Annotated in this window: 26 protein-coding genes; 8 read left to right on the top strand and 18 right to left on the bottom strand. The window is 68.7% G+C overall.

The features are described 5' to 3' along the window. Positions 1-4: 4 nt before the first annotated feature. Positions 5-1,138, bottom strand: coding sequence for an ABC transporter substrate-binding protein (locus tag B1790_RS25100; protein WP_079925992.1), 1,134 nt, complete (start codon positions 1,136-1,138; stop codon positions 5-7). A gap of 223 nt (positions 1,139-1,361) precedes the next feature. On the opposite strand from B1790_RS25100, the gene B1790_RS25095 reads away from it, so the two are divergent. The 4 genes from B1790_RS25095 (at position 1,362) to B1790_RS25080 (ending at position 4,862) form a co-directional block, all read left to right on the top strand. After that, positions 1,362-1,931: a hypothetical protein gene (locus tag B1790_RS25095; RefSeq protein ID WP_142271494.1), complete on the top strand. Its 570-nt coding sequence runs from the start codon at positions 1,362-1,364 to the stop codon at positions 1,929-1,931. Next, the gene (locus B1790_RS25090; protein ID WP_079925991.1) at positions 1,928-2,347 is read left to right on the top strand and encodes a TIGR03668 family PPOX class F420-dependent oxidoreductase; all 420 of its coding nucleotides are present in this window, start codon (positions 1,928-1,930) and stop codon (positions 2,345-2,347) included. Before B1790_RS25095 ends, B1790_RS25090 begins: the two co-directional genes overlap by 4 nt. Positions 2,348-2,402: 55 nt before the next feature. After that, positions 2,403-3,470 (top strand): dihydrodipicolinate reductase, encoded by a 1,068-nt coding sequence (locus B1790_RS25085; protein ID WP_079925990.1) that lies wholly within the window; start codon positions 2,403-2,405, stop codon positions 3,468-3,470. 177 nt (positions 3,471-3,647) lie between these two features. Beyond that, entirely contained in the window at positions 3,648-4,862 is a 1,215-nt protein-coding gene (locus tag B1790_RS25080) for an MCE family protein (RefSeq protein ID WP_079925989.1), read from the top strand. A 12-nt stretch (positions 4,863-4,874) separates the two neighbouring features. Here B1790_RS25080 and car read toward each other — a convergent pair whose 3' ends face one another. Then, entirely contained in the window at positions 4,875-8,351 is a 3,477-nt protein-coding gene (gene car / locus B1790_RS25075) for a carboxylic acid reductase (protein ID WP_079925988.1), read from the bottom strand. Between the two features lie 195 nt (positions 8,352-8,546). On the opposite strand from car, the gene B1790_RS25070 reads away from it, so the two are divergent. Then, the gene (locus tag B1790_RS25070; RefSeq protein WP_079925987.1) at positions 8,547-9,473 is read left to right on the top strand and encodes a class I SAM-dependent methyltransferase; all 927 of its coding nucleotides are present in this window, start codon (positions 8,547-8,549) and stop codon (positions 9,471-9,473) included. On the opposite strand, the gene B1790_RS25065 is transcribed toward B1790_RS25070, so the two are convergent. Next, positions 9,474-10,364: a DMT family transporter gene (locus B1790_RS25065; protein ID WP_079926123.1), complete on the bottom strand. Its 891-nt coding sequence runs from the start codon at positions 10,362-10,364 to the stop codon at positions 9,474-9,476. Positions 10,365-10,631: 267 nt separating this feature from the next. On the opposite strand from B1790_RS25065, the gene B1790_RS25060 reads away from it, so the two are divergent. Beyond that, positions 10,632-11,417: an SDR family NAD(P)-dependent oxidoreductase gene (locus tag B1790_RS25060; protein ID WP_079925986.1), complete on the top strand. Its 786-nt coding sequence runs from the start codon at positions 10,632-10,634 to the stop codon at positions 11,415-11,417. 81 nt (positions 11,418-11,498) lie between these two features. Here B1790_RS25060 and B1790_RS25055 read toward each other — a convergent pair whose 3' ends face one another. Next, complete coding sequence (locus B1790_RS25055; protein ID WP_079925985.1) at positions 11,499-11,927, bottom strand: SRPBCC family protein; 429 nt, start codon at positions 11,925-11,927, stop codon at positions 11,499-11,501. 29 nt (positions 11,928-11,956) lie between these two features. Further along, a complete protein-coding gene (locus tag B1790_RS25050; RefSeq protein ID WP_079926122.1) occupies positions 11,957-12,910 on the bottom strand; it encodes an esterase family protein in 954 nt (317 codons plus the stop codon). A gap of 331 nt (positions 12,911-13,241) precedes the next feature. Between B1790_RS25050 and B1790_RS25045 the strand changes: the two genes are divergently transcribed. Continuing rightward, the gene (locus B1790_RS25045) at positions 13,242-13,637 is read left to right on the top strand and encodes a heme-binding protein (protein WP_079925984.1); all 396 of its coding nucleotides are present in this window, start codon (positions 13,242-13,244) and stop codon (positions 13,635-13,637) included. Between the two features lie 3 nt (positions 13,638-13,640). Here B1790_RS25045 and B1790_RS25040 read toward each other — a convergent pair whose 3' ends face one another. From B1790_RS25040 to B1790_RS35090, 13 genes are all read right to left on the bottom strand, one after another. Then, on the bottom strand, positions 13,641-14,468 hold the full coding sequence (locus B1790_RS25040) for a rhomboid family intramembrane serine protease (protein WP_079925982.1): 828 nt from the start codon (positions 14,466-14,468) through the stop codon (positions 13,641-13,643). A gap of 21 nt (positions 14,469-14,489) precedes the next feature. After that, positions 14,490-15,293, bottom strand: coding sequence for an acyl-CoA thioesterase II (locus B1790_RS25035; protein ID WP_079925980.1), 804 nt, complete (start codon positions 15,291-15,293; stop codon positions 14,490-14,492). Between the two features lie 7 nt (positions 15,294-15,300). Then, the gene (locus B1790_RS25030) at positions 15,301-15,753 is read right to left on the bottom strand and encodes a hypothetical protein (RefSeq protein ID WP_233165308.1); all 453 of its coding nucleotides are present in this window, start codon (positions 15,751-15,753) and stop codon (positions 15,301-15,303) included. A 1-nt stretch (position 15,754) separates the two neighbouring features. Next, positions 15,755-16,999, bottom strand: coding sequence for a DUF58 domain-containing protein (locus B1790_RS25025; protein ID WP_079925979.1), 1,245 nt, complete (start codon positions 16,997-16,999; stop codon positions 15,755-15,757). Further along, on the bottom strand, positions 16,996-17,961 hold the full coding sequence (locus tag B1790_RS25020; RefSeq protein ID WP_079925978.1) for a MoxR family ATPase: 966 nt from the start codon (positions 17,959-17,961) through the stop codon (positions 16,996-16,998). Before B1790_RS25020 ends, B1790_RS25025 begins: the two co-directional genes overlap by 4 nt. Then, positions 17,958-18,443: a hypothetical protein gene (locus tag B1790_RS25015; RefSeq protein ID WP_079925977.1), complete on the bottom strand. Its 486-nt coding sequence runs from the start codon at positions 18,441-18,443 to the stop codon at positions 17,958-17,960. The genes B1790_RS25020 and B1790_RS25015 overlap by 4 nt, the downstream gene beginning before the upstream one ends. Beyond that, positions 18,440-19,366, bottom strand: coding sequence for a DUF4129 domain-containing protein (locus B1790_RS25010; RefSeq protein WP_233165307.1), 927 nt, complete (start codon positions 19,364-19,366; stop codon positions 18,440-18,442). Before B1790_RS25010 ends, B1790_RS25015 begins: the two co-directional genes overlap by 4 nt. Positions 19,367-19,478: 112 nt before the next feature. Beyond that, the gene (locus B1790_RS25005; RefSeq protein ID WP_079925976.1) at positions 19,479-20,144 is read right to left on the bottom strand and encodes an O-methyltransferase; all 666 of its coding nucleotides are present in this window, start codon (positions 20,142-20,144) and stop codon (positions 19,479-19,481) included. A gap of 6 nt (positions 20,145-20,150) precedes the next feature. Then, the gene (locus B1790_RS25000) at positions 20,151-20,642 is read right to left on the bottom strand and encodes a TIGR04338 family metallohydrolase (RefSeq protein ID WP_079925975.1); all 492 of its coding nucleotides are present in this window, start codon (positions 20,640-20,642) and stop codon (positions 20,151-20,153) included. Next, complete coding sequence (locus B1790_RS24995; RefSeq protein ID WP_079925974.1) at positions 20,643-21,392, bottom strand: DUF2786 domain-containing protein; 750 nt, start codon at positions 21,390-21,392, stop codon at positions 20,643-20,645. A gap of 9 nt (positions 21,393-21,401) precedes the next feature. After that, complete coding sequence (locus B1790_RS24990; RefSeq protein WP_079925973.1) at positions 21,402-22,334, bottom strand: NADP-dependent oxidoreductase; 933 nt, start codon at positions 22,332-22,334, stop codon at positions 21,402-21,404. A 16-nt stretch (positions 22,335-22,350) separates the two neighbouring features. After that, positions 22,351-23,397 carry a hypothetical protein gene (locus B1790_RS24985; RefSeq protein WP_079925972.1) on the bottom strand — a complete coding sequence of 349 codons (1,047 nt, stop codon included), beginning with the start codon at positions 23,395-23,397 and terminating at the stop codon, positions 22,351-22,353. Continuing rightward, entirely contained in the window at positions 23,394-24,233 is an 840-nt protein-coding gene (locus B1790_RS35090) for an alpha/beta hydrolase (protein ID WP_198952117.1), read from the bottom strand. Before B1790_RS35090 ends, B1790_RS24985 begins: the two co-directional genes overlap by 4 nt. Before the next feature lie 81 nt (positions 24,234-24,314). On the opposite strand from B1790_RS35090, the gene B1790_RS24980 reads away from it, so the two are divergent. Further along, positions 24,315-25,310, top strand: coding sequence for a sigma-70 family RNA polymerase sigma factor (locus B1790_RS24980; protein ID WP_233165306.1), 996 nt, complete (start codon positions 24,315-24,317; stop codon positions 25,308-25,310). Positions 25,311-25,314 lie beyond the last annotated feature (4 nt).

Here is a 25,314-nt window from a genome sequence, read left to right as displayed (position 1 = left end):
GCGATCAGCCGATCGCCTTGGCCCAGTTGGCCTCGAGGTACTTCTTCGCGGCGTCGCTCTGCTGCTGCGTCACGAAGACCGCCGAACCGTCGACCGGCGGCAACTGCCGGTAGGCGGTCAGATCGATCGTGCCCGCGGTGACCATGCTGTCCGCCCGCACCGGACGGGCACTGCCCTGCAGGTACAGGTTCTGTCCCTCGTCGCTGTAGAGGAATTCCTGCCACAGCCGGGCGGCCGCGGGATGCGGTGCGTCCTTGTTGATCGCCTGGTAGTAGTAACCCGCCAGCGCGGCGTTGGGTGGGATGACCACCTTCCACGACGGCAGCTTCTTGGTCTCTGCGACGTTGAGGTAGTCCCAGTCGATGACGACCGGCGTCTGACCGGACTCGACGGTGGCCGGCGTCGGGTCGACGGGCAGGAAGTTGCCCGCTTCCTTGAGCTTGCGGAAGAACTCCACCCCGGGGGCGATGTCGTCGGGCGAACCACCCTGGCTCAGGGCGACCATCATGACGCCGGAGAATGCCGCACCGGCCTGGGTCGGATCTCCGTTGAGCGCGACCTTGCCCTTGAAGTCGGGCCCGAGGAGGTCGTCGACGTTCTTGATCTCCGGCCCCTTGGCCGAGTCGTAGCCGATCGAGATGTAGCCGCCGTAGTCGTTGACCCAGGCGCCGTCGGCCGCCTTCATCTCCGTGGAGATCTCGTCGAACTTGGCCACCTTGTACGGCGCGAACATCGCGGTGTTGGCCAGCGCGACGGCCTGGCCGAGGTCGAAGACGTCCGGCGCGGACGACTTGCCCTTCTGCTGGGTGGCGGCGTTGATCTCGTCCTGGCTGGCGGCGTCGGGCTGAGCAGAGTTGACCTTGATGCCGTACTTGTCGCCGAACGCCTTGATGATGGCGCCGTAGTTCGCCCAGTCCGGCGGCAACGCGATGACGTTGAGCTCGCCTTCCTTCTTCGCGGCGTCGATCAGCCCCGCCATGTTCTCTCCGCCGAAGTCGGCTGCCGAGGTGGCCTCGCTCGAGTTGACGCCCGAGGAGGTCTTCTCTCCCTTGTCCTTTGACTCCGGTGGTGCGCACGCGACGAGGCCGCCTGCGACGACGAGGACCAAGGCGCTGGCGGCGAGCCGCATTTTCTTCATTCGCGAACCTTCTAATGGGCGGGATGCGCGACGGTGACGCTGAGATGACCACGCCTGGTCGCGACGGTGAACGAACCGGTTCGAACTATCGGTCTTGGGGGACCTTACCGTCGGGCCCGCGGGTCGGCAGCGGTTCGCAAGGGTCTCTCCCGCATCTTCGGTCCACGGGGCCAATTTGGCATCCGGTGACCCATAAGCGCTGGTCGCCACCTAACATCGTGGGGTGGCGGACGGCGAGGCCTCGGGGGAGGCCAGGTTGGACGATCCGGTCGACGAGCCAGTCGACACGGATCCCTTGGCCGTCACGCGGTCGGACGACTACGTCGACGACCCGCAGCCCCACGTCGAGTGGATCGAACCCCCGCCTCCCACCGAGGCCGAGGAGCAGACGTTCGACGCGTTCGACTCGAGCACCTGGAACTTCAAAGCCGCTCCGACGCCGTGGTACCGGACCGGTCCCACGGCCGTCGTCGTGGTTGCCGTGTCGGTGGCGACCGTTGCGTTGGTGGTGTCGGTCGTCCTGCTGGCCTTCCGCGGAACCTCGGGCGAGCAGACCGTTCCCGCCGACGAGACGTCGAACGCGCCCTCGTCGTCGTCGGCCCCGACGACCACCAGCGACGAGCCCTTGCCACCACCGCCTCCGCCGCCACCCCCGCCACCTCCTCCCCCGTCGGCGTCGGAGATCGAGCGGGCGCCGGTGATCGTGCGTCAACCGTCACGGCCGACCAAGAAGCCCGAACAAAACGTCACCCGCTCGCCCATGAGCGTGAGTCCCCAAAAGCCCTCGCGGTGACCGAGTTCGACGCCGTCGCACGGTTCGCGGAGGCGCCGGTGGCGGTGCTGTCCACCGTCGGCGAGGACGGTGCACCGCATCTGGTTCCCATCGTCTTCACGGTGCGGACGGTCGGGGACGAGACGACGCTGTACACCGCGGTGGACGCCAAGCGGAAGTCGACGTGGCGCTTGCGCCGGCTCGCGAACATCGCCGCAAATCCCCGGGTGAGCCTGCTTGTCGACCACTACGACGACGACTGGTCGCAGCTGTGGTGGGTGCGCGCGGACGGGTTGGCGTCGGTGCACGAGAGCGGCGAGCAGATGGCCGTCGGGTATGCCGCGTTGCGCCAGAAGTACACCCAGTACGAACGGGTGGCGCTCGACGGTCCGGTGGTCACCGTGGCGGTGACGCACTGGTCGTCGTGGCATGCCTGAACGCCGGTAGTCGAAAGCCTCGACGTGCCAGGGGCTGACATGTCACTGTGATCGGATGGCACTACGCATCATTCAGTGGGGTACCGGCGCAGTCGGAAAGGAAGCGCTTGCGACGATCCTCGATCCGCGCTCCGGTCTCGAGTTGGTGGGTGTCAAGGTTCATTCCGCGGACAAGGACGGGGTCGACGCCGGCACCCTGATCGGTCGCGACCCCGTCGGCGTGCTTGCGACGACCGACCTCGACCGGGCGCTGGCCGTCGAGGCGGACTGCGTGGTGTACACGCCGAGGCTGACGTCGATCGGCGAGGTGTGCGCGATCCTGGCCAGCGGCAAGAACGTCGTGACGACGGCATTCCTGTTCCACCCCAATCGCATTCGGCTCAGGGACCGCGACCGCGTGTTGGCCGCCTGCTTGAAGGGCGGGACGAGCGTTCACGGTAGCGGCCTCAACCCTGGCAACCTCTCGGGTGCGCTGCCGCTGGCGCTGTCGGGCATGAGCCGCACCATCGACAAGCTGAAGCTCCAAGAACGGGCGGACTGGTCGGTGTACGACAGCACGGCGATCACGTTCGACAACATGCGCTTCGGTCGACCGGTCGACGAAATCTCCACGACGTCAAGCGACTTCCTGGCGTTCAACAGTTCGATCTTCGTCGAACAGGTGTGGCTGTTGGCCGACGCGTTGCATGCCGGCATCGACGAGGTGACGGCGAACGTCGAGGCCGTCGCCGCCAAACACGATCACGAGATCTTCAATCACGTGTTGCGGGCGGGGACCACCTCGGGTCAGCGGTGGAACTGGGTGGGCCGCCGCGACGGTCGGCCACTCGTCGAGATCGAGACGTTGTGGACCGTCGGCAACGAGTACCCCGGGCACTGGCCGAAACCCCGCGAGGGCTGGACGCTGACCATCGAGGGCGATCCCTCGATGCGGGCGCACTTCCTGTCGCTGGCGAGCTTCGAACGGGACGCCTCGATGCTGGAGCACGTCAACTCGGCGAACGTCGCCACCGCCATGCAGGTGCTCAACGCGATTCCAGCGGTCTGCGCGGCCGCACCCGGTTTCGCCACCACGGCGACCCTTCCGCAGGTGCACAGCCTGATCGGCTTCGGCAACGGCTGACGGGACCGCCGCTCGATCGGTGTGTCCCAGACCATGATTGGCCCGAAAAGGTGATCACGGCCGCACTCTTCCCGTCGGGCTTGCATCCCCACCAACCGGTTGGGACACTTCTGCCGTCGTACCGCTCCGGGGCCGACGGTCCGAAGGGAGCAGGTCATCCACTCGCCGCTGACCGCCTTGGAGCCCCGCTTCCGGCATTGGCGGCACGACCCTCCGGTCAAGACGTCGGCGACGGTGCTCTTCCTGATCGTCGGGGTCGTACTGGCCTTGGTGTGGTGCCAATTCCGCGGCGTGTTCTCCGACAACACCCAGCTGACACTGCTCTCCCCACGATCCGGCCTGTCGACTGACCCGGGGTCGAAGGTGACCTACAACGGCGTCGAGATCGGTCGCGTCGCGGCGGTCGACGCCGTGAACGTCGACGGGACGCCGATGGCGAGGTTGGCCCTGGACGTGGCGCGAGACGACGTCGGACTGCTTCCTGCCAACGTCGACGCGGAGATCAAGGCCTCCACGGTGTTTGGCAACAAGTACGTTGCGCTGTCGACCCCCGCCAAGCCGGACGCGGCGCGGGTGAACCCGGCCACCCCCATCCGGTCGACGAACACCAGCACCGAGTTCAACACCCTCTTCGAGACGGTGGTGGAGGTGGCCCATCACGTCGACCCCGTCAAGCTGAACCAAACGCTCACCGCGACAGCACAAGCGCTGAGCGGCTTGGGAAACCGCTTCGGCGAGTCGATCGAGAACGGCAACGCGATCCTGGCCGACGTCAACCCGTTGCTGCCCAGGGTCCGCGAGGACAACCAGAGACTGGCCGACCTCGCCGACGTCTACTCCGCAAGTGCGCCAGACCTGTTCGACGGGTTGACGGGCGCGGTGGTCACGGCGGGCACGCTCAACGAGCGCAGCGGTGACCTCGACGCGGCGCTGATGTCGGCGGTCGGTTTTGGCAACACCACCGCCGACGTCGTCGAGAAGGGCGCGCCGTACCTGGTCCGCGGAGTGGCCGACCTGGTACCCACCAGTGCCCTACTCGACGAGTACAGCCCCGAATTGTTCTGCACCATCCGCAATTACCACGACGTCGAACCGGCGTTCTCGAAGTTCGGCGGCGGCAACGGCTACTCGTTGAACCTCCGCGACGAGCTCGTCGGCCCCGGCAACGCCTACGTCTACCCCGACAACCTGCCGCGGGTGAACGCGCGCGGCGGGCCCGAGGGCCGGCCGGGGTGCTGGCAGCCGGTGACCAGGGATCTGTGGCCGATGCCGTATCTGGTGATGGACACCGGGGCCTCCATCGCGCCGTACAACCACCTCGAGCTCGGGCAGCCGTTGGCCACCGAGACCGTGTGGGGACGCCAGATCGGCGAGTACACGATCAACCCCTGAGTCCTCCAGCGGCTACAGCAGGCCGAGCAGCTTCAGATCCGTCACGTACTTGACGATCACCGGCGCCGTAATGTGCGGAATGTCCTTGTCCGGCCCAATCTTCGCGTCCTGCACCGCAGCCCGGAACCGATCCGTCGGGGCGATCGACCCGTTCACCGGATGCTCCGGGGACTGGTAGTTGTGCAACAGCGGCAGCAGTGAAGCGTTGCGCTGCTTCTCGGGCAGGCTCCGCAGCGTGGTCTCGAACCGCTGCAGCCAGTCGCCGTAGTCCTCGACGCGGCCAATCGAATGGCCGGCCTCGACCAGCCAGTCGACGAACTCGTCCATGCCGATGCCGTCGTCATACGGGTTCATCACGTGATAGGTCTCGAAGCCGTCCTGAACGTGCACGCCCAGCGTCGAGATGGCCTCGGCGATGAACTCGACCGGCAGCCCGTCGTAGTGCGCCCGCTGGCGACCACCGTCGGCGCCCAGCTGGTAGAACGACTGCGGCGCAACGCCTGTCGCCACCAGGCTCAGCATCATGCGGGTGAACATGTCGGGCAGGTTGAGCTGACCGGCGTAGGTGGTGTCGGCCAGGATCATGTCGCAGCGGAACACCGATGCGGGCAGGCCGTAGTGCTCGTTGGCCTCGCGCAGCAGCACCTCACCGCCCCACTTGCTGTTGCCGTACCCATTGGCGTAGCCGTCGTCGACCGAGCGGGTGGAGCTGACCACTCGAACGTCGGCGTCCTCGGTGTTGTCGGCCGGGTTGATGCCGGCGCCGACGGCGATCGTGGACACGTAGACGAAGGGCTTGATCTTCGTGGTGAGGGCGATGCGGATGAGCTCCGCGGTGCCGAGCACGTTCGGCGCGAACAGCTGGCTGTAGGGCAGGACGTGGTTGACCAGCGCCGCCGGGTCGACGATCAGGTCGACGGTGTCGGCCAACCGCTGCCAGGTGGCGTCGTCGAGGCCGAGGTTGGCCTCACCCTTGTCGCCGGCGAGCACCTCGAGGTGTTCGGCGGCCAGAGAGCGGTAGTGCTCCAACAGCTTTGGGTCACCACTGTCGAAGGTGGCGTCCAGCCGGGCGCGGGCCTCGGCGTCGGACTTGGCGCGGACGATGCAGATGACCTTGCCGTCGACCAGGTCCATCCGTTCCAGCCATTCCAGGGCCAGGTAGCGGCCGAGGAATCCCGTTGCGCCGGTGAGCAACACGGTGCGTACCTCGGAGGTGGGGCCGGGGATCGATGTCGCGGCGGCCAGCGTTTCGGCGTCGACGAACTCGTCGAGGGTCAGGTCGGCGGCGCGCACCACGGTGGCGTCGCGACCGTGGATCGCGTCGTACGTCGGCCGCTTGCTGCCGCCTGCGCGCTCCGCCTCGACGTACGCGGCGATCGACGCAAGGTCGCTGGCCGGGCTGACGATCACGCCGACGGGAACGTCGACCCCGAAGATGTCGTGCAGCAGGTTGGCGAAGGTCAAGGCGGACAACGAGTCTCCACCGAGATCGGTGAACTGTGCGTCGGCTTGAACGTCGGAGGCGGCCGCACCGAGCAGCGCGCTCGCCGCCCGGCTGACGGTCTCGAGCACCGGCTGGTCGGCGCCGCTCTGACGCAGTGCCCGCAGTTCGCCTTCCTGGCCGTCGGCCAGATCGGCGTACCGCTGCTCCAGCTCGGCGCCGTAGCGCTCCTTGAGCTTGGGCCAGGCCAGCTTGCGGATGCCGGTCAGCAGACCGTTCTCCACCGTGAAGGGGGTCGTCTCGACGAGGAAGTCGCGGGGAACTTCGTAGGACTGGAGTCCGGCCGTCTTGGCGGCCTCCTTCAGCGAGTCTGCGATCGCCGACTTCAGTTCGGTTGCGTCGTAACGTGATTGCGCGTCGTCGGTGGGCACCACCACGGACAGCAGGTAGGGCCGGGCGCTGTTGCCGTAGATGTAGATCTGGTGCACCAGCGGGCTGGCGGTGAAGGCGGCCTCCAGCTTGGAGACGGTGACGAACTCGCCCTGCGAGAGCTTCAAGACGTTGTTGCGTCTGTCGAGGTATTGGACCTGGTCGGGCCCGAGCTCGGCGACGATGTCACCGGTCTTGTAGTAGCCGTCGGCGTCGAACACCTGGGCGGTGACCTCGGGACGCTTGTAATAGCCGGGGAAGACCTGCTCGGACTTGACCAGCAGCTCGCCGCGGGGGTGTGGCCGGTCGGTGCCGTAGTAGCCCAGCTCGGGCACGTCGACGAGCTTGTAGTCGATCACCGGTGGGCGCCGGATGACGCCGTCGACGAAGACCGCGCCCGCCTCGGTCGAGCCGTAGCCCTCCAGCACGTGCATGTCGAGGAAGTCCTCGACCCAGGTCTTCAGCTCGGGCGAGATGGGTGCGGACCCGGTCAGCGCGGTGACGAACCGGCCGCCGAGCAGGCTCTGCCGGAGCTCTTCAACCGTCGCGCCACGGTCGGTCTGACTCAGGTACTCCTGATGCAGCATGTCCCAGATCCGGGGGACGAAGCTGAGCTGCGTGGGCCTGGTCAGCGCCAGGTCCTCGAGGAAGGTGGACAGGTCGCTGCGGGCGGCGAAGTTCACGGTGCCGCCGGCGGCCAGCGCACCGTAGAGGATGCCGCGGCCCATCACATGGCTCATCGGAAGGAAGGCGAGCGAGATGGCGGGAAGTACGCCCTGGTTGTCGTCCCAGTGCGTGTTGGCGACCGTGCGCCACATGTTGGCGACCTTGGACTCGGGGTAGATCGCGCCCTTGGGCGCCCCGGTGCTCCCCGAGGTGTAGACGAGAAGCGAGATGGGATCGTCGTCCGCCGCGGTCACGCCGCGGGGCGCGTCCAGTGTGCGGCCGCGGGTCAGGACGTCGGCGATGGTCTCCACGACCACGGAGGTCCCTGCCAGGCGGGCCTTGGCGGCCTCGAGCGCCTCGCGCTGGTCGTCGACCTGCGGCTGGAAGTCGAACACGATCAGGCGGGCGGGTTCCTGCGCTGCGGCGAGGATGAGCTCGACGGCGTCGTCGAGGTAGTCGACGCTCGAGGCGACCACGACGGGCTCGGTCTCGGCGACGATCGGCTGCAGCTGCGCCTGGGGGGCGCTGGTCTGCAGCGGGACCGATACCGCGCCGAGTTGCGTGGTGGCGACGTCGACGACGGTGTAGTCGACGCTGGTGAAGCCGAGGATGGCGATGCGGTCACCGGCGTCGACCGGCTGGCTCCGCAGCGCGGCGGCGAAGGCCTGCACGCGCTCCCAGAGCTCGCCGTAGGTGACGGTGTCGAAGCGGGGCGCCAACTTGGCGGTGGTGCGGCCCGCGTCGGTGACGTATTCGACGGCGCGCTGGCCGAGGGCGGGCCGGTCGGCGTAGCCCTCCATGATCGTTCGGACGACGTCGGGCAGGCGTAGCTCGGGTTGACCGGCGGCCTCGCTGACGGCGTTGTCTGGCTTTGCGGCGGCGAACTGCTCGTCGTCGTTGTACAGGTTGGCGATGCGGCGCTCGAGGCGCGCTTCGCGGCTGTTGTTCGACATGGAAGACCCCTAGAAATATCTACGTTCTATTCGATGAAGACTGCTTCGGCAGGCACCGTTGCCCGAACCGATCGTTACAACGTTAGCAAAACTAAACATATGCCCCAAATGCCTGACCTGGCAGTTTCCTGTGACAGAGCCCACTCGCAGGGTTAGTCGTTACACTGGCTAAGCAATCAATACGAGAGGTACACGATGACCCGCACGAACGAAGACACCTGGGATCTCGCCACCAGCGTGGGCGCCACCGCAACGCTGGTGGCGGCGGCCAGGGCAATCGCCACCCGCGAGGGCGTGATCGACGACCCGTTCGCCGAACCATTGGTGCGCGCCGTAGGGGTCGACTTCATGACCCGCTGGGCCAGCGGCGAGCTGTCCTCCGCCGACGTGGACTCCGGTGGCACCAGCTGGGGTCTGGCGCAGATGCCGGCCGCGATGGCCGCCAGGACGCGCTACTTCGACCAGTTCTTCGCCGCAGCCGCGGCCGCCGGCATCCGCCAGGCCGTGATCTTGGCCTCCGGCCTGGACGCCCGGGCCTACCGACTGGACTGGCCTGCGGACATGACGGTGTACGAGATCGACCAGCCGGCCGTCGTCGAATTCAAGACGACGACACTGGCCGGACTCGGCGCGGCGCCCAAGACCGACCGTCGCACTGTGGCCGTCGACCTGCGTGACGACTGGCCGGCCGCTCTCCAGGCCGCCGGCTTCGACGCCACCCAGCCGTCGGCCTGGATCGCCGAGGGCCTGTACGGCTACCTGCCCCCCGAGGCGCAGGACCGGCTGCTCGATGCCGTCACCGCGCTCAGCGCACCCGGCAGCCGGCTGGGCAGCGAGGCCGTCCCGAACACCGCCGACCTCGACTCCGAGGAGAACCGCGAGCGGATGCGCGAGTCGACCGCCAAGATGCGCGAGCACGGCCTGGACCTCGACTTCACCGACCTCACCTTCGTGGGTGAGCGCAACGACGTCGGCGAGTACCTCGACGCCCGCGGCTGGTCGTCGGTCAGCACGCCCATGGGGCAGCTGTTGTCGTCCAACGGGTTCGACGCGATCCCCGAGGCCGAGGACGACGGTCCCACCATGAACGGCGTCACCTACTTCACCTCGACGCGGAACTAGTCAAGCGGCGCGGGCCGCCTCGATCTCCAGCTCGGCCGCATAGGCACCTTCGCCTCGCCCGAGCGAGAAGGTCGCGGCGGTCATCGCGCCGACCGCAAGGGCAAGCGCGATGAGCTGGAAACCGTCGACGTCGAGTTCCTCGCCGAGGAGGACGGCGCCGAGGCACACCGCGACGATGGGCTCGAGGACGAGCATCGCGGGCACCGACGTCTGCAGCGCTCCGGCGTGGAAGGCGGACTGCTGCAGCAGCGTCGCGATGATCCCCAGCGCGACCAGGAGGTACGGCGCGGGTGTGGCCAGCAACCCGAGGGCCCCGCGTTCGTTCATCAGGTGCATGACGTACTTGGTGACGACCGCGACCGCTCCGAACAGGACCCCGACGCCGACGGCGAACAGCACAGCCCTGCGCGCACCCTCCATGCGTCGAGCAATCAAAATGCAGGCGGCGATGAGCACCACGCAGGCCAGGGAGACGACGGCCGAAACCACCGGCGACGCCGGCCGGTCCGGCGGACCTGGGCGCGCGAGCAGGACGAAGAAGGCCAGCGACACCGTCAGCAGTGCCGCCCACAGCCATTCCCGACGGGTGACGCGGCGGCCGGCCAGCCGAGCGCTGAGCGGAAGGGCAAACAGCAACGCCGACACCAGAAGTGGCTGGACGACGATCAGCGAACCCTTGATCAGCGCGAGCGCCTGAAAGACGTAGCCCAAGACCGCCACCGACGTGCCCGCCCACCAGAGCGGTCGCCGCAGCAGGGTGGCAAACATGCGAGTGCTGACACTCTGATCGGCTGGCAGATCCATCGTGGCCCGCTGTCGCACGACGATGCCGATGGCCATGCACACGGCCGAACACAGCGCGAAGAGGACGACCAGCCCATGGCCCAACAACGTCCTCGACACCCTTCATCGGCTATGCGACACACCTCGTGCCTACACCGTAGAGGTGTCGCCAACCCGCTTCGACCCGAGCGCCCTCTTCAGCGCTCTGACGTGCAGCGGGATTGATGCGCCCCTCGACAACGCCGCTTCCCCCGGGTACACGCCTTCTTCGCGCTACCACAGGCGTGCCCACCGGGGGACTCGTCGGACCATCCCTCGTGCAGCGGGCCACTGGATCCCCGGCCAGGACGCGTCTCGTGGCGCACCATATGCACCATGGACATGAACCTCGCGGACAAGATCGTCGTCGTCACCGGCGCAAGTAGGGGTATCGGGCTGGCCGTCAGCCAGGCGTTCGTCGCCGCGGGAGCCTTCGTCGTCGCGGGCGCCAGGAACAACTCACCCGAGCTTGGCGCACTCGAGGACGCGGGTTCGGCCCTGTTCGTCGCCGCCGACCTCGCCACCGCCGAGGGGCCGCGGGCACTGGTCGACGCGGCCGCCGCCCGGGGTGGGGTCGACGTTCTCGTCAACAACACCGGGGCCGTGGCGACGCGGTTCGGCGGCATCCTGTCGGTGACCGACGAGGAATGGGACGCGGCACTCGCCGTCAACTTCATGTCGGCCGTGCGCACCACGCGAGAGGCGTTGCCGCACATGCTGACTCGCGGCGGCGGCGCGGTGGTCATGATCGGATCAGTGAACGCGACGCTGCCCGAACCCAACATCGTCGACTACAGCGCCACCAAGGCCGCCTTGGCCAGCTACGCGAAGAGTCTGTCGAAGGAGTTCGGCCCCAAGGGGATTCGCGTGAACACGATCAGTCCAGGGCCGGTCTCGACCGATCTGTGGCTCGCCGACGGCGGGGTGGCGGCCCAGTTCGCCTCGGCCAGCGGCGCGACCGCCGACGACGTCGTCGCCTCCGTCGCCGCTGGTGCACCGACGGGCCGCTTCACCACCCCGGGCGAAGTCGCCGACCTCGCAGTCTTCCTGGCCAGCAGTCGCTCCGGCAACACCACCGGAGCGGACGTCCGAGTCGACGGCGGTTACGTCGCCACGCTCTAGGGGTACCGCGGCGTTCGACCCGACTGTTCTTGCGGGACAAGCCCGTACCGAAGCTGTCGATCGGCTACCCAGACCTGAGCCCTACTGCAAGCTCGCGAGATTCTCGACCGACCGCTTGACGTCACCCTTGATCACCCGCGCGACCAGTGCCCCGACGGGCCCGTTGAGCACCGCGCCACTGAGATCGGCAACCAGGTGGAACGTCGTGCCGGGGTCAGCGTCACTGATGTCGGTGCGCAGCGAGATCTGAACCCCGCCGAAACCCTTGCCACACATCTCGATGCGGTTGGGCTCGTCGTAGTTCGTCACCTCCCAGTGGATGGTGTTGCGGAAGCCCTTGACCTTGATCAGCGACGACACCTTGGTGCCCTCCTCGATCACGTCGGGCACCGGACCGCGCCACCCGCCGAAGATCGTCAGCCACTCGTCGAAGCGACCGAGGTCAGACGCCAACTTCCACGCCTTGTCGGGAGAGAGCTTGGAGGTAACCGCTACGTCGACGCTGGCCATGTCTCACTTCTACCCGACCTGGGCCGGTTCTACCCGACCGGCGGGGCAGGCGGCGGTGGCGGCGGCGGCACGCCGACGCCGAGCACCCTGAGCAGATCGGGCTTCATCGCCTGCAGTTGAGCGCCCCAGTAGCCCCAGCTGTGGGTGCCGTCGTTGGGGAAGTTGAACACGGCGTTGCGGCCGCCAAGGGCCAGGTACTGCTTCTGGAAGTCCTTGTTGGTGTTGATGGTGATGTTCTCCAGGAACTGCGCGCTGTACTGCACGCCGAAGTCGCCTGCGGAGTCCAGGTCCGACGTCCTTCCATTGCCGCAGTACACCCAGATGGCGGTGTTGTTGGCTACCAGCGTCGGCAGGTTCACCATCGGGTCGTTGCGCCGCCAGGCCGGGTCACTCGACACGCCCCACATGTCGGTGGCGTTGTAACCACCCGCATCCTTCATGGCGAAGCCGATCATCGTCGGCCACAGGCCCGCCGACGGGTTGAGGAAGCCGGACAGCGACCCGGCGAAGATGAACTGCGACGGATAGTGCGCCGCCAGGTTCAGCGCGGCGCCCCCCGACATCGACAGGCCGACCACGGCGTTGCCCGTCGGCGAGATGCCCTTGTTGGCGGCCAGGTACGCGGGCAGCTCCTGGGTCAGGAACGTCTCCCACTTGTAGGTCGACGTGCCGTTGCTTCCCTTGGCCGGCTGGTACCAGTCGCTGTAGAAGCTGGATTGCCCTCCGACGGGCATCACCAAGGACACCCCGGACTCGTAGAACCATTCGAACGCAGGCGTGTTGATGTCCCACCCGCTGAAGTCGTCCTGTGCGCGGAGACCGTCGAGGAGGTAGACCGCGTGCGGTCCGCCGCCCTGAAACTGAACCAGGATGTTGCGGCCCATCGCCGCAGACGGCACCTGCAGCCCCTCGACCGGCAGCCCCGCTCGGGAGTAGGCCGACGCCGTCGGCACCAGCCCGGCCCCGCCAAGCACGCCCGGCATCACCGCGACGACGAGTGCGCACACGGCGAGCCGTCGCGCCCATCCGCGTCGAAATACACTACTGATCGTCGCCAACACGGCTGGATCCCATCTCCTAGAACAATCCGTCCTGCGCAAGCTAACAGCGCCGCCAACTGACGCCGTGCCGCCCACGCGCGGTGTAATCGGCTTGTTATCAACGTGTTCGGAAGACCGACGCCACCTCGGGACATGAGAGCCACCCGCGTGGGGACTGTGAGGCATTGGCGAATAACCTGTGAATTGACTCGTGAGACATGCAATGTGTCGTATCCCACGCCAAACTCAGTGCACACACCAAAGGAGCCTGATCATGTCCGTTAATGGATCCCCCGCCCCGTCGTCGCCCGGACGCGTCACGCGTCGCCTCACCGGTGGAGCACTGCTCGCCGGCGGGCTGATCGGCACCACGCTCTTCGGGGCGTTGCCGTCGGCGTTCGCCAACGAGGATCCGGCGCTGAACCCGCCCAACTGCTCGGCCGCCGACCTCGAGGGCGTCAGGGCCGGCGTCGACGCGGCGACCTCCGCATACCTGTTCACGCACCCCGACTACAACTGGTTCGTGACCAGTCTCGAAGGGCTGCCGAAGGACCAGGTGTCGACGCAGATGAAGGACTACCTGAACGTGCACCCGGACACGAAGAACGACATCACCGGAATCCGTCAGCCGCTGCTGGACCTCAAGAACCGTTGCGGCGGCACGCCCTAACCGCTAGCCGACACCGGTCAGCAGGCTCGTCGCCCGCCACCACACCAGGGCGACGCACAACGCCACCAGCACCAGTGACGCCGCCACCTCGATCAGCACGCGATGGGCTCGCGGCGCGTAGCCGTACAACGCGCCGAGAGCCGCACCGGTCAGCAAGCCACCGAGGTGGCCCTGCCAGCTGATCGACGGCACGACGAACGTGATGACCAGGTTCACCACGATCAGTCCGGCAATCCACCGCATGTCGAGGTTGAGCTTGCGGGCGAGCACCAACGTGGCGGCGAACAGGCCGAAGATCGCGCCGGAGGCTCCCAGCGTCGGCACGTTGATCGGCGTCAACAGGAACACCACCACCGATCCGCCCAGCGCGCTCAGCAAGTACAGGGCGACGAACCGGGTGCGGCCCAACCACCGTTCGAGTGGGGGGCCGATGACCCACAGTGCCCACATGTTGAACAGGATGTGGGTCGGTCCGTCGTGCAGGAACGCCGAGGTCAGCAGCCGATAGTATTCGTCGAACGCCACCACGCCCGCGGGCCAGAGGAACAGCGCCCGCTCCAGTCCCGGCACGACCATCTGCAGGACGAACATCACCACGTTGGCGGCGACCAGCGCATACGTGACGACGGGCATGGCGCCGAGGTTGCGCTTCGGCTTGCGCACCGACTTGGCGCCCTCGTCCACACAGTTGGGGCACTGGTGCCCGACAGCCGCGGACCTCATGCAGTCCGGGCAGATGTATCGCTGGCACCGCGCGCAGCGGACGTAGGTGCCGCGGTCGGGATGCCGATAGCAACTCGGGGGTGCCGCGGGCGCGCTAGGTGTGCTCACGCCTCACAGTGTCCCAGCCCGTCAGAATCGCCACAGCGCCTCCTGGGTGGTGCTGGCGATCAGCGCACCGGAGCCGGAGTACATCGACCCGACGACGAGTCCGCGAGAGTCGCTGTTGTTGAGCGGCTTGACCTCGTAGCGGTGCCAGTCGTGCGGCACGAAGGGGCGGTGGAACCACACCGCGTGGTCCAGGCTGGCCGCGAAGCCTGCCTCGAGGTCACTCGGAGCGTCGCGCGGCCGCGCGACCGGCACCGGCCCGAAGTCGGACATGAACGTCAAGGTGCAGGCCTGGACCAGCGCCGAATCCTCGATGCGGTCTTTGGTGCGGATCCAGAACGGTGGCACCGCGAAGGGCGAATAGTCGTCGGGCCTGGTCCGCAGCTCGAAGCGGTCAGCGAAGCCCAAGTCGTGCGCCTTCGGCACGGCCGCCTCGAACTCGAGGCCCGGCGGCGACACGGGATGCCAGTCGGCGCCCGTCTCGGGCCGGTGGAACGACGCGATCATCTCGAGGATGGTCTTACCGTTCTGCACGGCGGTGACCTGCCGGGTGTCGAACGAGCGGCCGTCCCTGGTCCGGACGACGTTCAATTCGACGTCGACGCCGTACTCCCCGCCGCGCACGAAGTACAGGTGCAGCGACTGCGGGTGCTTGTCGGGCCCGACGGTGGCCCCCGCGGCAGCCAGCGACTGGGCGGCGATCAACCCGCCGAAGAGGCGGGTGCCCGGACCGGCCGGCGGTTGCGGAGCAGTGAACACGTCGCCGTCACGCTCGAAGTCCAGCAGTCGGGCGATCCAGCTGGGTCGGTCGGGCTTGACACCTGTCATGGGTTGGTCAGCGTAGCGGGCCGCCGCGTCCGGGATCCCCGGCGTACCGGTCGAGCACGATGACGTAGGCCGCGACGACGGCCAACGGCGCCACCAGCGGCACCCACGGAAGGGCGAGGGGAACGGTCGCGCCGAGCACGGTCACGGCGGACAGCCCAAGCGCGGCCAGCACCGTCGGCACCGTGAGGGCGGACGCGGCATCGGTGCCGTCGGCGTGCCGGACCACCAGGTACGCGGTGGCCGCCAGCCCTGCGATCGCCGCGACCACCGGCGACGGCTCCGAGAGGGCCAACGCCCCGCCGACGGCCACCACCGCGAGGGTCGCCGCGAGCCGAATCACCAACCCCGCCAACAGCGCGGCGACGGCCACCGCCGCCAGGACGAGCGCGGGCCCGCCGCTTGCCAGGGTGGCCGCGGCCACCATCAGCAGTCCGAAGGCCAGGGACAGCAGGCGGGTCACGTCATCTCCTCGCCGCTGCCCTCTTGCGCCGCCTCGGCACCAGGCCCATCACCTGGTCGAGGGTGCCGTCGGTCGACCATCCGACGACGTCGACGCCGATGGTCCTCATGTCCCGATACATGAAAGCTCGTTGCATGGACCACATTCGGGCGATCAGCGGGTCGTCGACGTCTTCGAAGGGCGCACCGTCGAGGACGTCGACTGCTACCACCACGTGGCCCCGGCGACAGAGGTCGATGAGTGCAAGGGCGAAGTCGGTGTCGAGCAGGGTCGAGAACGCCACGACGACCGCACCCGGCGGCATCGCGGCCCGCGGCGCCAGCGTGCCGGGGGTGGTCTCGTGGCCGTCCCCCGCGCCGAGGATCGCGTCGAGGACGCGGTAGAACTGGCGTCGGCCGATGTCGACGCTCAGCCAACGGGTGTGACCGCCCAGGGAGACGACGCCCGCCCGGTCACCGTTGCGCAGCGCGCTCTGCACCACCTGCACCGCGCCACGCATCGTGCGCTCGGCGGCCTCGGTGGCGGGCCCCGGCGGCTGGTCGTAACCGTCGACGAGCACGACGACGTCGGTGGCGCGTTCGCTCAGCCGCTCGGTGACGTGCAGGCTGCCGCGGCGGGCGCTGACCGGCCAGTTGACGGTGCGCAACTGGTCGCCAGGCACGTACGCGCGGATTCCGCCGTATTCGACGCCCCTTCCGACGTGCCGGGTCAGGTGGGTTCCGAGGCGGTCCAGCAGCTCGGTCCGAGGCAGTGCGGTGGATTGTGCTGGCGCGACGGGAAATACGAACATCTCGGCGACCGTCACGGACCCGGCCGATGGCGATCCGGCGAGCAGTCCGCCCTTGCCGGTCACGTGCACCCGGACGGTCACCGGGTACCGGCCCCACCGCGGCGCCGACGTCACGATCTCCAACCGGCCCGACGGCAGGCGGGTCACCTCGAGGACCGCGCCACCGGCCACCTCGACCGTCAGGCCGTCGGCGTTCGACCACACCTCGAGTCGGACCCGTTCGTTCTCGAAGCAGCGCACCAGGCCCGGCTCGGCGTGCACCTGAACCGTCGGCAGCGGGCGCTGCCACCGCAGGGACACCAGCACACCGATCAGCGGGGCGGCGAACACCACGAGCTGCCACCGCGACCCGATCAGCGCCGCGGCCAGTGCCACCGCCGCGCACGACGCCAGCGACAGCGCCAGTGGCGATGCCCGCCAACGCAATTCGACGTTGACCGAACGCGTCTCGATCACGTCGTCCCGCGGGTCCTCGGCACCGGCAGCCGCCGCAGCAGTTCCTCCACCACGTCGCCAGTGCGCACCTGCCGGACCCACATCTCCGGGCGCAAGCTGATCCGGTGCGCCATGGCGGGCACGGCCAACGCCTTGACGTCCTCGGGGATCACGTAGTCCCTGCCAAGCAGCAGCGCCCTGGCGCGGGCCAGCTGGACGAGGTCCAATTCGGCGCGCGGGCTCGCACCGACAGCCACCTGGGGATGCTGGCGGCTGGCCGCCGCCAGCGACACCACGTACTGCAGCACGTCGTCGTGCACGGTGACCTGTTCGACCGACTCGCGCATGGCGAGAAGGTCTGTCCCGTCCACGATTTGGGCGACGGCAGGCTCGGCCGACCCGCGGTCCAGCCGGCGTCGCAGCATCGCGGCCTCGTCCCGCTCGCTCAGATAGCGCAGCTCCAACCGGATGGTGAACCGGTCGAGCTGCGCCTCGGGCAGCGGATAGGTGCCCTCGTATTCGATCGGGTTGTCGGTGGCCAGCACTATGAAGGGGTCGGGAAGGTGGTGGGTGATCCCGTCGACGCTCACCTGACGTTCGGCCATCGCCTCCAGCAGCGCGGCTTGCGTCTTGGGCGGTGTGCGGTTGATCTCGTCGGCCAGCAGGAGGTTGCTGAAGATCGGGCCGGGGCGAAACTCGAACCGCCCCGATTGCATGTCGTAGATCGTCGACCCCAGCAGGTCGGCGGGCAGCAGGTCGGGTGTGAACTGCACCCGGGTGAACTCCAGCCCGAGCGCCGCGGCGAAGCACCGCGCAATGAGCGTCTTGCCAAGGCCGGGAAGGTCTTCGATGAGGACGTGCCCGCGCGCCAGCAGCGCCGTCTGGATCAGTGTCAGCGCGGGCCGTCGGCCGACGACGACGCGCTGGATCTCGTCGAGCACCGCCTCGCAGCGGGCGGCGGTGGTGGTCACCGGCAAGCTCATATGCCCTCCAGTCGCCGCAGCACGTCGTCGAGCACCGCGCGGCCCGGTCCCGGTTCGTCGACGCCGGTGCGGGACACGTTGTCGGGATCCACCCACACCCACAGCTGCTCACCGAAGAGCGCAACGGCGGTGGCGCGAAACACCCTCGGGTCCTTGCCCTTTCGGGCGCCGGTCGCGAGTTCGAACTGCCGTGCGAGCATGGGCCGCAGATACTTGTCCCAGTCCGAGCGGGTGGAGTCGGCGCGGGCGATCATGATCTCGGTCTTGGACCGCCAGCGGCGCAAGGTCTCGGCCGGGTCGCGGGCGCGGGAGTCGTCGAACGCCGAGCCGGCGTCGCGCACCACCAACCAGCGCACCGTCAGCAGCGCGATCGTCGCGGCGGCCGCCCCCATCCACAGCGCGACGTGTCGGTCGGGATGCACTAGCGCCAGCAGCTGCACGCCGAGGACCACCACGATCGCGACGACCCCGATCCTTCTCACGCCCGGCTCCGAAGCTCGCCCAACACCTGGGTGAGGACCGTGACCGCCGCGTCGCGATGGCCCTCGTTCATGACGTGCGGGCTGAAGCGGGCCTCCTCGAAGAGGTCGACCAGCTGGGTGGCGCTGTCGGGGGCCAGGGCGTGATGGTCGACGGCGCGCGCGAGCACCTCCGATGCGGTGTCGAAGTCGCGCGGCGCGGCGTCGGGCAGCAGCGACAGCTGGCGTTCCATGGCGGCGTAGCACGCGATGATCGCCTTGCGTGGTTCACGGCTGAGGTCTTCGACTTCGGCGAGACCCACTTCGGCTGCGAGAGCAAGGGATTGGGATCCGGCGGCGGCGGGCGGATCGGAGTGCTCGACGTCGGGAACGCTCGACGGCAGGGAACCGCGTCGGCGGGCGGCGACGATCGTTCCGACCACCAGCACGACGACGAAGACGGCCGTCGCGGCGTAGAAGTAACCGAGTAGGCCCGTCCCCTGGTCGGGTGGCAGCGTCGGGGCCGGCAGGGTCCCACCCGCATCCGTGGCGGGCTGCGCGGCGTCGGTCGCGGTCGGCGTCGCACCCGCGCCGTCGGCGTCGTCGTCCCCGAGACCCGTGCCCAACCGGCTCAACAGCGTCGACAGCAGCAGCCAGCCGACGATCACCCCGAACGCGACCAGCGCGATCCGCCACGTCGGGCGCCCCCGGTCACCGCGTAACCAGTCCGGTCTGCTCGCCACCCGGGGTGGGGTGACGGTGCGGTTCCGCAACCTGGCGGCGACCGCAACCGCGACGACGGCGACCGAGGCCACCAGCAGCCCGACGACCACGGCCGACACGAGCGGGTTGCCCGTGGACGGCCTGCGGGGGCCGAGTTCGGCACCCGGGACGTATCCCCGCAGGGCGGCAGCGGCCACGAAGAGGAGCGTGACCAGCACGGTCACGGGCGCGATGCTGCGTGTCCTCCGCGCAGGCGGCACGTTTCCGACGCTACAAGAACACGACCGGCGCGCGCGGCGTTGCGCGAAGAACGTCAGACAGGCGTTCGCATTCGGCTCAGGGCTGGATGACGGCGACGGCGAAGCCGTCCCACCCCTTGGTGCCGACGGTCTGGATCGCAGCGGTGTCCAGACGGGGGTGCTCACCCATCATCGCGAACATGTCCCGCACCGCCAGGGCCTGACGGTCGTCGGGCGCGGGGTCGAGCACCCGGCCGAAGCGGGCGATGTTGTCGACGACGAGCACCGCCCCTGGGGTGGCCAACTCGAGTGCCCAGGTCACGTACGCCACGTTGTTCTCCTTGTCGGCGTCGACGAAGAACATGTCGAAGCGCTCACCCCGCTCGGCGAGCGTCGGCAGCGTGTCCAGGGCGGCGCCGACCACGATCTCCACGCGGTCGTCGACCCCGGCGGCGGCCAGGTTTGCCCTGGCCACCTCGGCATGCCGCGGTTCGTACTCCAGCGTGACGACGCGACCGGTCGCTCCGACGCCGCGGGCGAGGGCGATCGTGCTGTACCCGGCGAGGGTGCCGATCTCGAGCACGCTAGTGGCGTGGGAGATGGTCGCCAACAGCGTCAGCAACTTGGCGTGCTGGGCGGACACTTCGATGGCGGGCATGCCTGCGGCGACGGCACTTTCGCGTGCGGCGGCCAGCGCCGCGTCCTCGGTGTGCAACAACTCGCCGTACATCGCGTCGAGTGCCCGTGGGTCCGGTTCGTCCATGCCTGGCTACCGTACGCCTTCCTTCGCGTAGGTCACCCGCAGCACGTGCCCCACCTCCGGGCCCATCACCGTCTCGGCCAACTCGCAGAAGGCGGCGACGAAGTCGGGTCCGTGTGGGGGTTCGCATCGGCACAGGTGATGGGCCACCTCGTGCAGGACCACCAGCTCCCGCAGCGCCCACGTGCTCTGCCGGTCGGGCACCGCGATGGTCGCAACACCGCCGTCGTACTCGTAGTGCGCGGCCGTGACGCCGCGGCGGGCGCGGACCGTCAGCGGTTCGGCGGCGGGCCATCGCGACCGCACCGACTGCAGGGCCAGCACGTCGTCCACGTAGTTCCGCACCGAGTCCGCCGAGGCGAACCGCGCCTCCGGCGGCAGGGTCAGCTGGGCGCCGAAGAATTCGACGGCCCTGGTCCCCCGTTCGGCGGCGCGGTCGAACAACGTCCGCACGAACTGTTCGGCGGCGTAGACCTTGGATCGCTGCGTGTCGCGCGGCACCTACCGGCCCAGGGGCTTTCGCGCCCCGGACAGCTCGGTGCTCGGCCCAAGCCGGGCCCGTCGACCCGCCCTGTCCCCGGCCCGTCGGGCCTCCGACGAATAGCCAGCCGATGCGCTGCTGGCACGCCAGGTGCCGCGCGCCTTCGACGCCGCGCGGTAGAAGCTCTTCAGCTCGATGTCCTTGTTGCGCAACGCGACTGCCGTTCCCGGCTGCTGATCTCGGCCGGTGGTGGCGGACTGCCTGGCTTCTTCACGCGCCTCGGCAAGCCGCTGCCCGACGCGGCCACCGAACGCCAGGTGGAAGTTCAACCGGGCGGTGATCGTCGGGGTAGGCCGGTGTTCACCCGTCGCGATGTAGGCATCCGAAGCCTTGACCATCTGCACCACCAGGCTGGCGTACAACGCATGCGTCGCGTCGATGTCCTCGGCGAAACCGTAGGCGTAGACGAACGTCGAGTTGGACGCGACGTCGCACTTCACGTCGTTGGCCAAGGCGATCGCGACGAACAGCTGAACGTAGGTGCGCAGGCCCTTGCTGCCCGCCTCCCCGATGGTGATCGTGCGTTGAATCGGCGCCTGCGCGGCGGTGCGCGTCGCCGAATGCGCCCTGGCGACCGCCAGGTCGATTGACGTCGTCGTCGCGAGCCGCTGCGCGGCCGACATGAACGCCTCGGCTTCGTGCGGGTTCTCGGTGTTCTCGGCTTGGCGCAGAAGGGCTGCGATGCGCGCCAGCATCTTGTCGTCGCTCATGGCATCAAGCTATGGGACCAGTACGACTTTTCCGCGGGCGTGACCGGTCTGCAGATACCGGTGCGCCTCGGCCGCCTCGGCGAGCGGAAACACCCGGTCGACGGTGACTTCGAGCTGTCCCTGCGCCGCCAGTTCGACGAGTTCGGGCCGGGCGGCGTCGCGGATCGCCTGACCGCCTTCCGCCCCGGTCAGCACCGCTATTCCGAGTTCGGCCGCCCGTGCGAAACCGGCGATCGTGGCGATCCGGGAACGGTCCGCGACGAGTTCGACCGACGTGTCGAGCGCTTCGTCGGTGCCGACCAGGTCGAGCGCCGCGTCGACCGACCCGATCGCACGGACGCGGTCGGCGAGCCCGGCGCCGTACGAGACCGGTTCCGCGCCGTATTTGCGCAGCTGATCGTGCCGAGCGGGGCTCGCGGTGGCGATGACCCGAGCTCCGCGTGCGGCCGCGAGCTGCACCGCCATCAACCCCACCCCGCCGCTGGCGCCGTGGATGAGCACGGTGTCGCCCGTCCCCACCCGCGTGTTGGTCAACAGGTGCCACGCCGTCGCGCCGGCCAAGACCAGGCCCGCCGCTTGCTCAAAGCTGATGTTCTCGGGCTTGCGGCCCACGTCAGCGGCGTTCGCGACGACTTGGTCGGCGTAGCCGCCGTCGACGTTCGTGACGATTACCTCGTCGCCGACTGTCAGTGGTCCGGTGTATCCGGTGGCGCCCGGCGTGACCGCCGCGACGACACCCGCCACTTCGAGGCCGATCGGCATCGGCAATCTCGTCGGATCGTCGCCCATCTCGCCGCTGTACACCTTGGCGTCGAACGGGTTGGTGCCCGCCGCCCGCACGTCGACGAGCACCTGACCCTCGACGAGTTCGGGAAGCTCGATGTCTTGCAGCGCAAGGACTTCCGGCCCACCATAGGCCTTGGCAACCACGGTTCTCGTCATCGTCGAAGTCTAGCCACTACTTACCGACGAAGCCGTCCAGGGCGGTCACCAGCTGAGGCGACAGCGGATCCTTCTTCGAATAGTTGCCGACGTTGTCGGTTGGGTCGTCGCGCAGCACGTGGTTGACGCCCTTGAGCCGCACCACGGTCAGCGCGGTGTGGGCAAGCGCGTCGAACAACGGCTGCTCGGCGGGGCAACTCGCCTGGCTGTCGGCGTCCGAGCAGGTGGCCAGCACCGGCATGCCCGCAGGCAGGGCGGCCGCCGACACCAGCGGGTCGATCAGGTCGGCCTCGACGACCGCTCCGACGTTCTGGGGATTGAGGATTGCGCCGAGCCCCTCCGGCAACTTGGCTGGCGCGGTGCGCGTGGTCCGCGCCTGCACGACGGTGGCGTCCCACGTCGTCAGCACGGCGTCGGCCTGCTCGCGCGTCTTGGCGCCTGCCGCGACGTCGGCGTCAAGACCGGTCCGCACGCGTCCGGTGATGATGTCGAGGTAGCGACCCGCCAGCGGGGCAAAGAGCCCGAGCGAGTGGATCTTCGGTGCGTCTGGAGCCTTGTCGTTGGCCAGGGACATCGCGTGGACGGTGCCCTCGCCGAGCGCGTAGACCGACAGCCGCGCCTTGTCGGTGCCCGGCAGGCCCGCGAGGTGGCGGACGGCGGCCTTGGCGCCCAGGTCGTAGACCGCACTGCCGACCTCGGCGGGCCGAAGCGCGTACGGCCCAAGCCCCGTCTTGCCGGTGCCCACCTTGTCGTAGCGCAGGGTGCTGATTCCCTTGCCGGACAGGTACTCCGCCAGCTGGCGCATGTTGCCGACCGGCCCGGCCACGGCGTTGTCGCCGTTGCGATCGGTGTTTCCGCTCTCGGAGATCAGCAGCGCCGCGGGGCCGGGTGGGGCGTCGACCAGGTGCCGGTAGGTGCCGTAGATGGTCAGCCCGTCGGCGGTGAAGCTGACGTCGTCCTCGACCCAGCCCTGTCGCGGCGGCGGGGCGGCGGCGTCGTTGCCGTCCGACGAGCAGCCCGCGACGAGGAACAGCGCGGCCAGCACGGCGAGGATCGCCCTCACAGTCGGACCTCGATCCAGGACACCACGTCGTCGAGTACCACCGCTTGCTCGGGTTCGTTGAAGACTTCGTGGTACAGCTCGGGATACACCTTCAGGTTGACGTCGGACGAGCCGACGCACTCGACCAGGCGGCGGCTGCCTGCGACCGGGATCAGCTTGTCCTGACCGCCGTGCACGACGAGCAGCGGAGCCGTCAACGACGCCGCGCGCTGCGGCATGGTCTCGCCGACGCCGATCAGCGCCTTGGCGATCCCCGCGGGCAACTTGCCGTGGTGCACCAGCGGGTCGGCCTCGTAGGCGGCGACGACCTGGGGGTCGCGGGACACCGCGGCGGCGGGCAGCTCTTCCACCGGCAGCCCAGGCAGGACGCTGCCGAGCACCTTGGCGACGACGGTCATCACCGGCGACACCTCGTCCTGGGCGTAGACCGCGGGCCCGGACAGCACCATCGCGGCGTAGTCGTCGGGATGCTCGACGCCGTAGGTGAAGACGACGCCGCCGCCCATGCTGTGGCCGAGCACCACGCGCTTGAGCCCCGGGTTGGCGGCCGTGGCGATGCCGACCAGGTGGTGAAAGTCGTCGGCGTACTCGGCGATGTTCTTCAGGTACACGCGCTTGCCGTCGGAGCGGCCGTGTCCGCGCAGGTCGAGGGCGTAGGTGAGCAGTCCGCCCTCGCCGAAGCGCTGCGCGACGTGGTCGTAGCGGCGGGCGTGTTCGCCGAATCCGTGGCACAGGATCACCACGCCAAGCGGCTCAACGGGGGGCGTCCACACGTCGTAGACGATCTTCGTGCCGCCGACACCGTCGAAGCTGCGTTCGCTGCTGGAAGTGGCCATCAGGGGAGACTAGCGGGCCTGGCTGAACGGTTCAGACGACGACGGTGTCGCTCGTCACACCCCTTGAGTAGGCTCGGGTTCGTGAGTGTGCTCGCCGAAACATTCGACTCCAAGGACGCCTTCCTCGCCGACGCCCAGCGGTACCGGCGGGAGCTGCTTGCCCACTGCTACCGGATGACGGGGTCGCTCCACGACGCCGAGGACTTGGTGCAGGAGACGTACCTTCGGGCGTGGAAGTCCTACGACGGCTTCGAGGGCCGATCGTCGATTCGCACCTGGCTCTACCGGATCGCCACCAACACGTGCCTGACCGCGCTCGACGGGCGTCAGCGTCGACCACTGCCCAGCGGTCTCGGCGCCCCCAACTCCGACCCGACCGCCGACATCGCCCAGCACCCCGAGGTCACCTGGCTACAGCCGCTGCCGGATGCCCCCGACGAGCATCCGTCGGATCCGTCGGTCATCGTGGCGTCCCGCGATTCAGTCCGGTTGGCGTTCATCGCTGCGCTGCAACACCTTTCGGCCCGTCAGCGCGCCGTCCTGCTGTTGCGCGAGGTGTTGCAGTGGAAGGCCGCCGAGGTCGGCGAGGCGATCGGCGCCTCCACCGCTGCCGTCAACAGCCTTCTTCAGCGGGCCCGCGCGCAGCTCGACGAGATTCAGCCGAACCAGGACGACGACATCGCCGCGCCGGAGTCGCCGGAGGCGCAGGAGTTGCTGGCGAAGTACGTCAACGCCTTCGAGACCTACGACATGGATCAGCTGGTGAAGCTGTTCACCGACGACGCGATCTTCGAGATGCCACCCTTCGACGGCTGGTATCGGGGTCCGGCGGACATCGTCACCCTGTCGAAGGTGCACTGCCCCGCACAGGGCGCAGGCGACATGCGCTTCGTCAGCACCACCGCCAACGGCCAGCCCGCGGCGGCGCTGTACATGCTCAACCGCGAGACGGGCGCCCACGAGGCGTTTCAGCTGCACGTGCTGAGCGTGCGAGCCGGCGGGGTGTCACACGTGGTGGCGTTCCACGCGCAGGACGGCGAGCTGTTCGAGAAGTTCGGGCTGGCGCCCACGCTGTAGGCGG

The sequence above is a fragment of the Mycobacterium sp. AT1 genome (assembly GCF_002043095.1).
In the GTDB taxonomy this organism is placed as follows: domain Bacteria; phylum Actinomycetota; class Actinomycetes; order Mycobacteriales; family Mycobacteriaceae; genus Mycobacterium.
The sequence above is the reverse complement of the archived record's forward strand: the minus strand, read 5'-3'. Positions and strand labels throughout refer to the sequence as shown.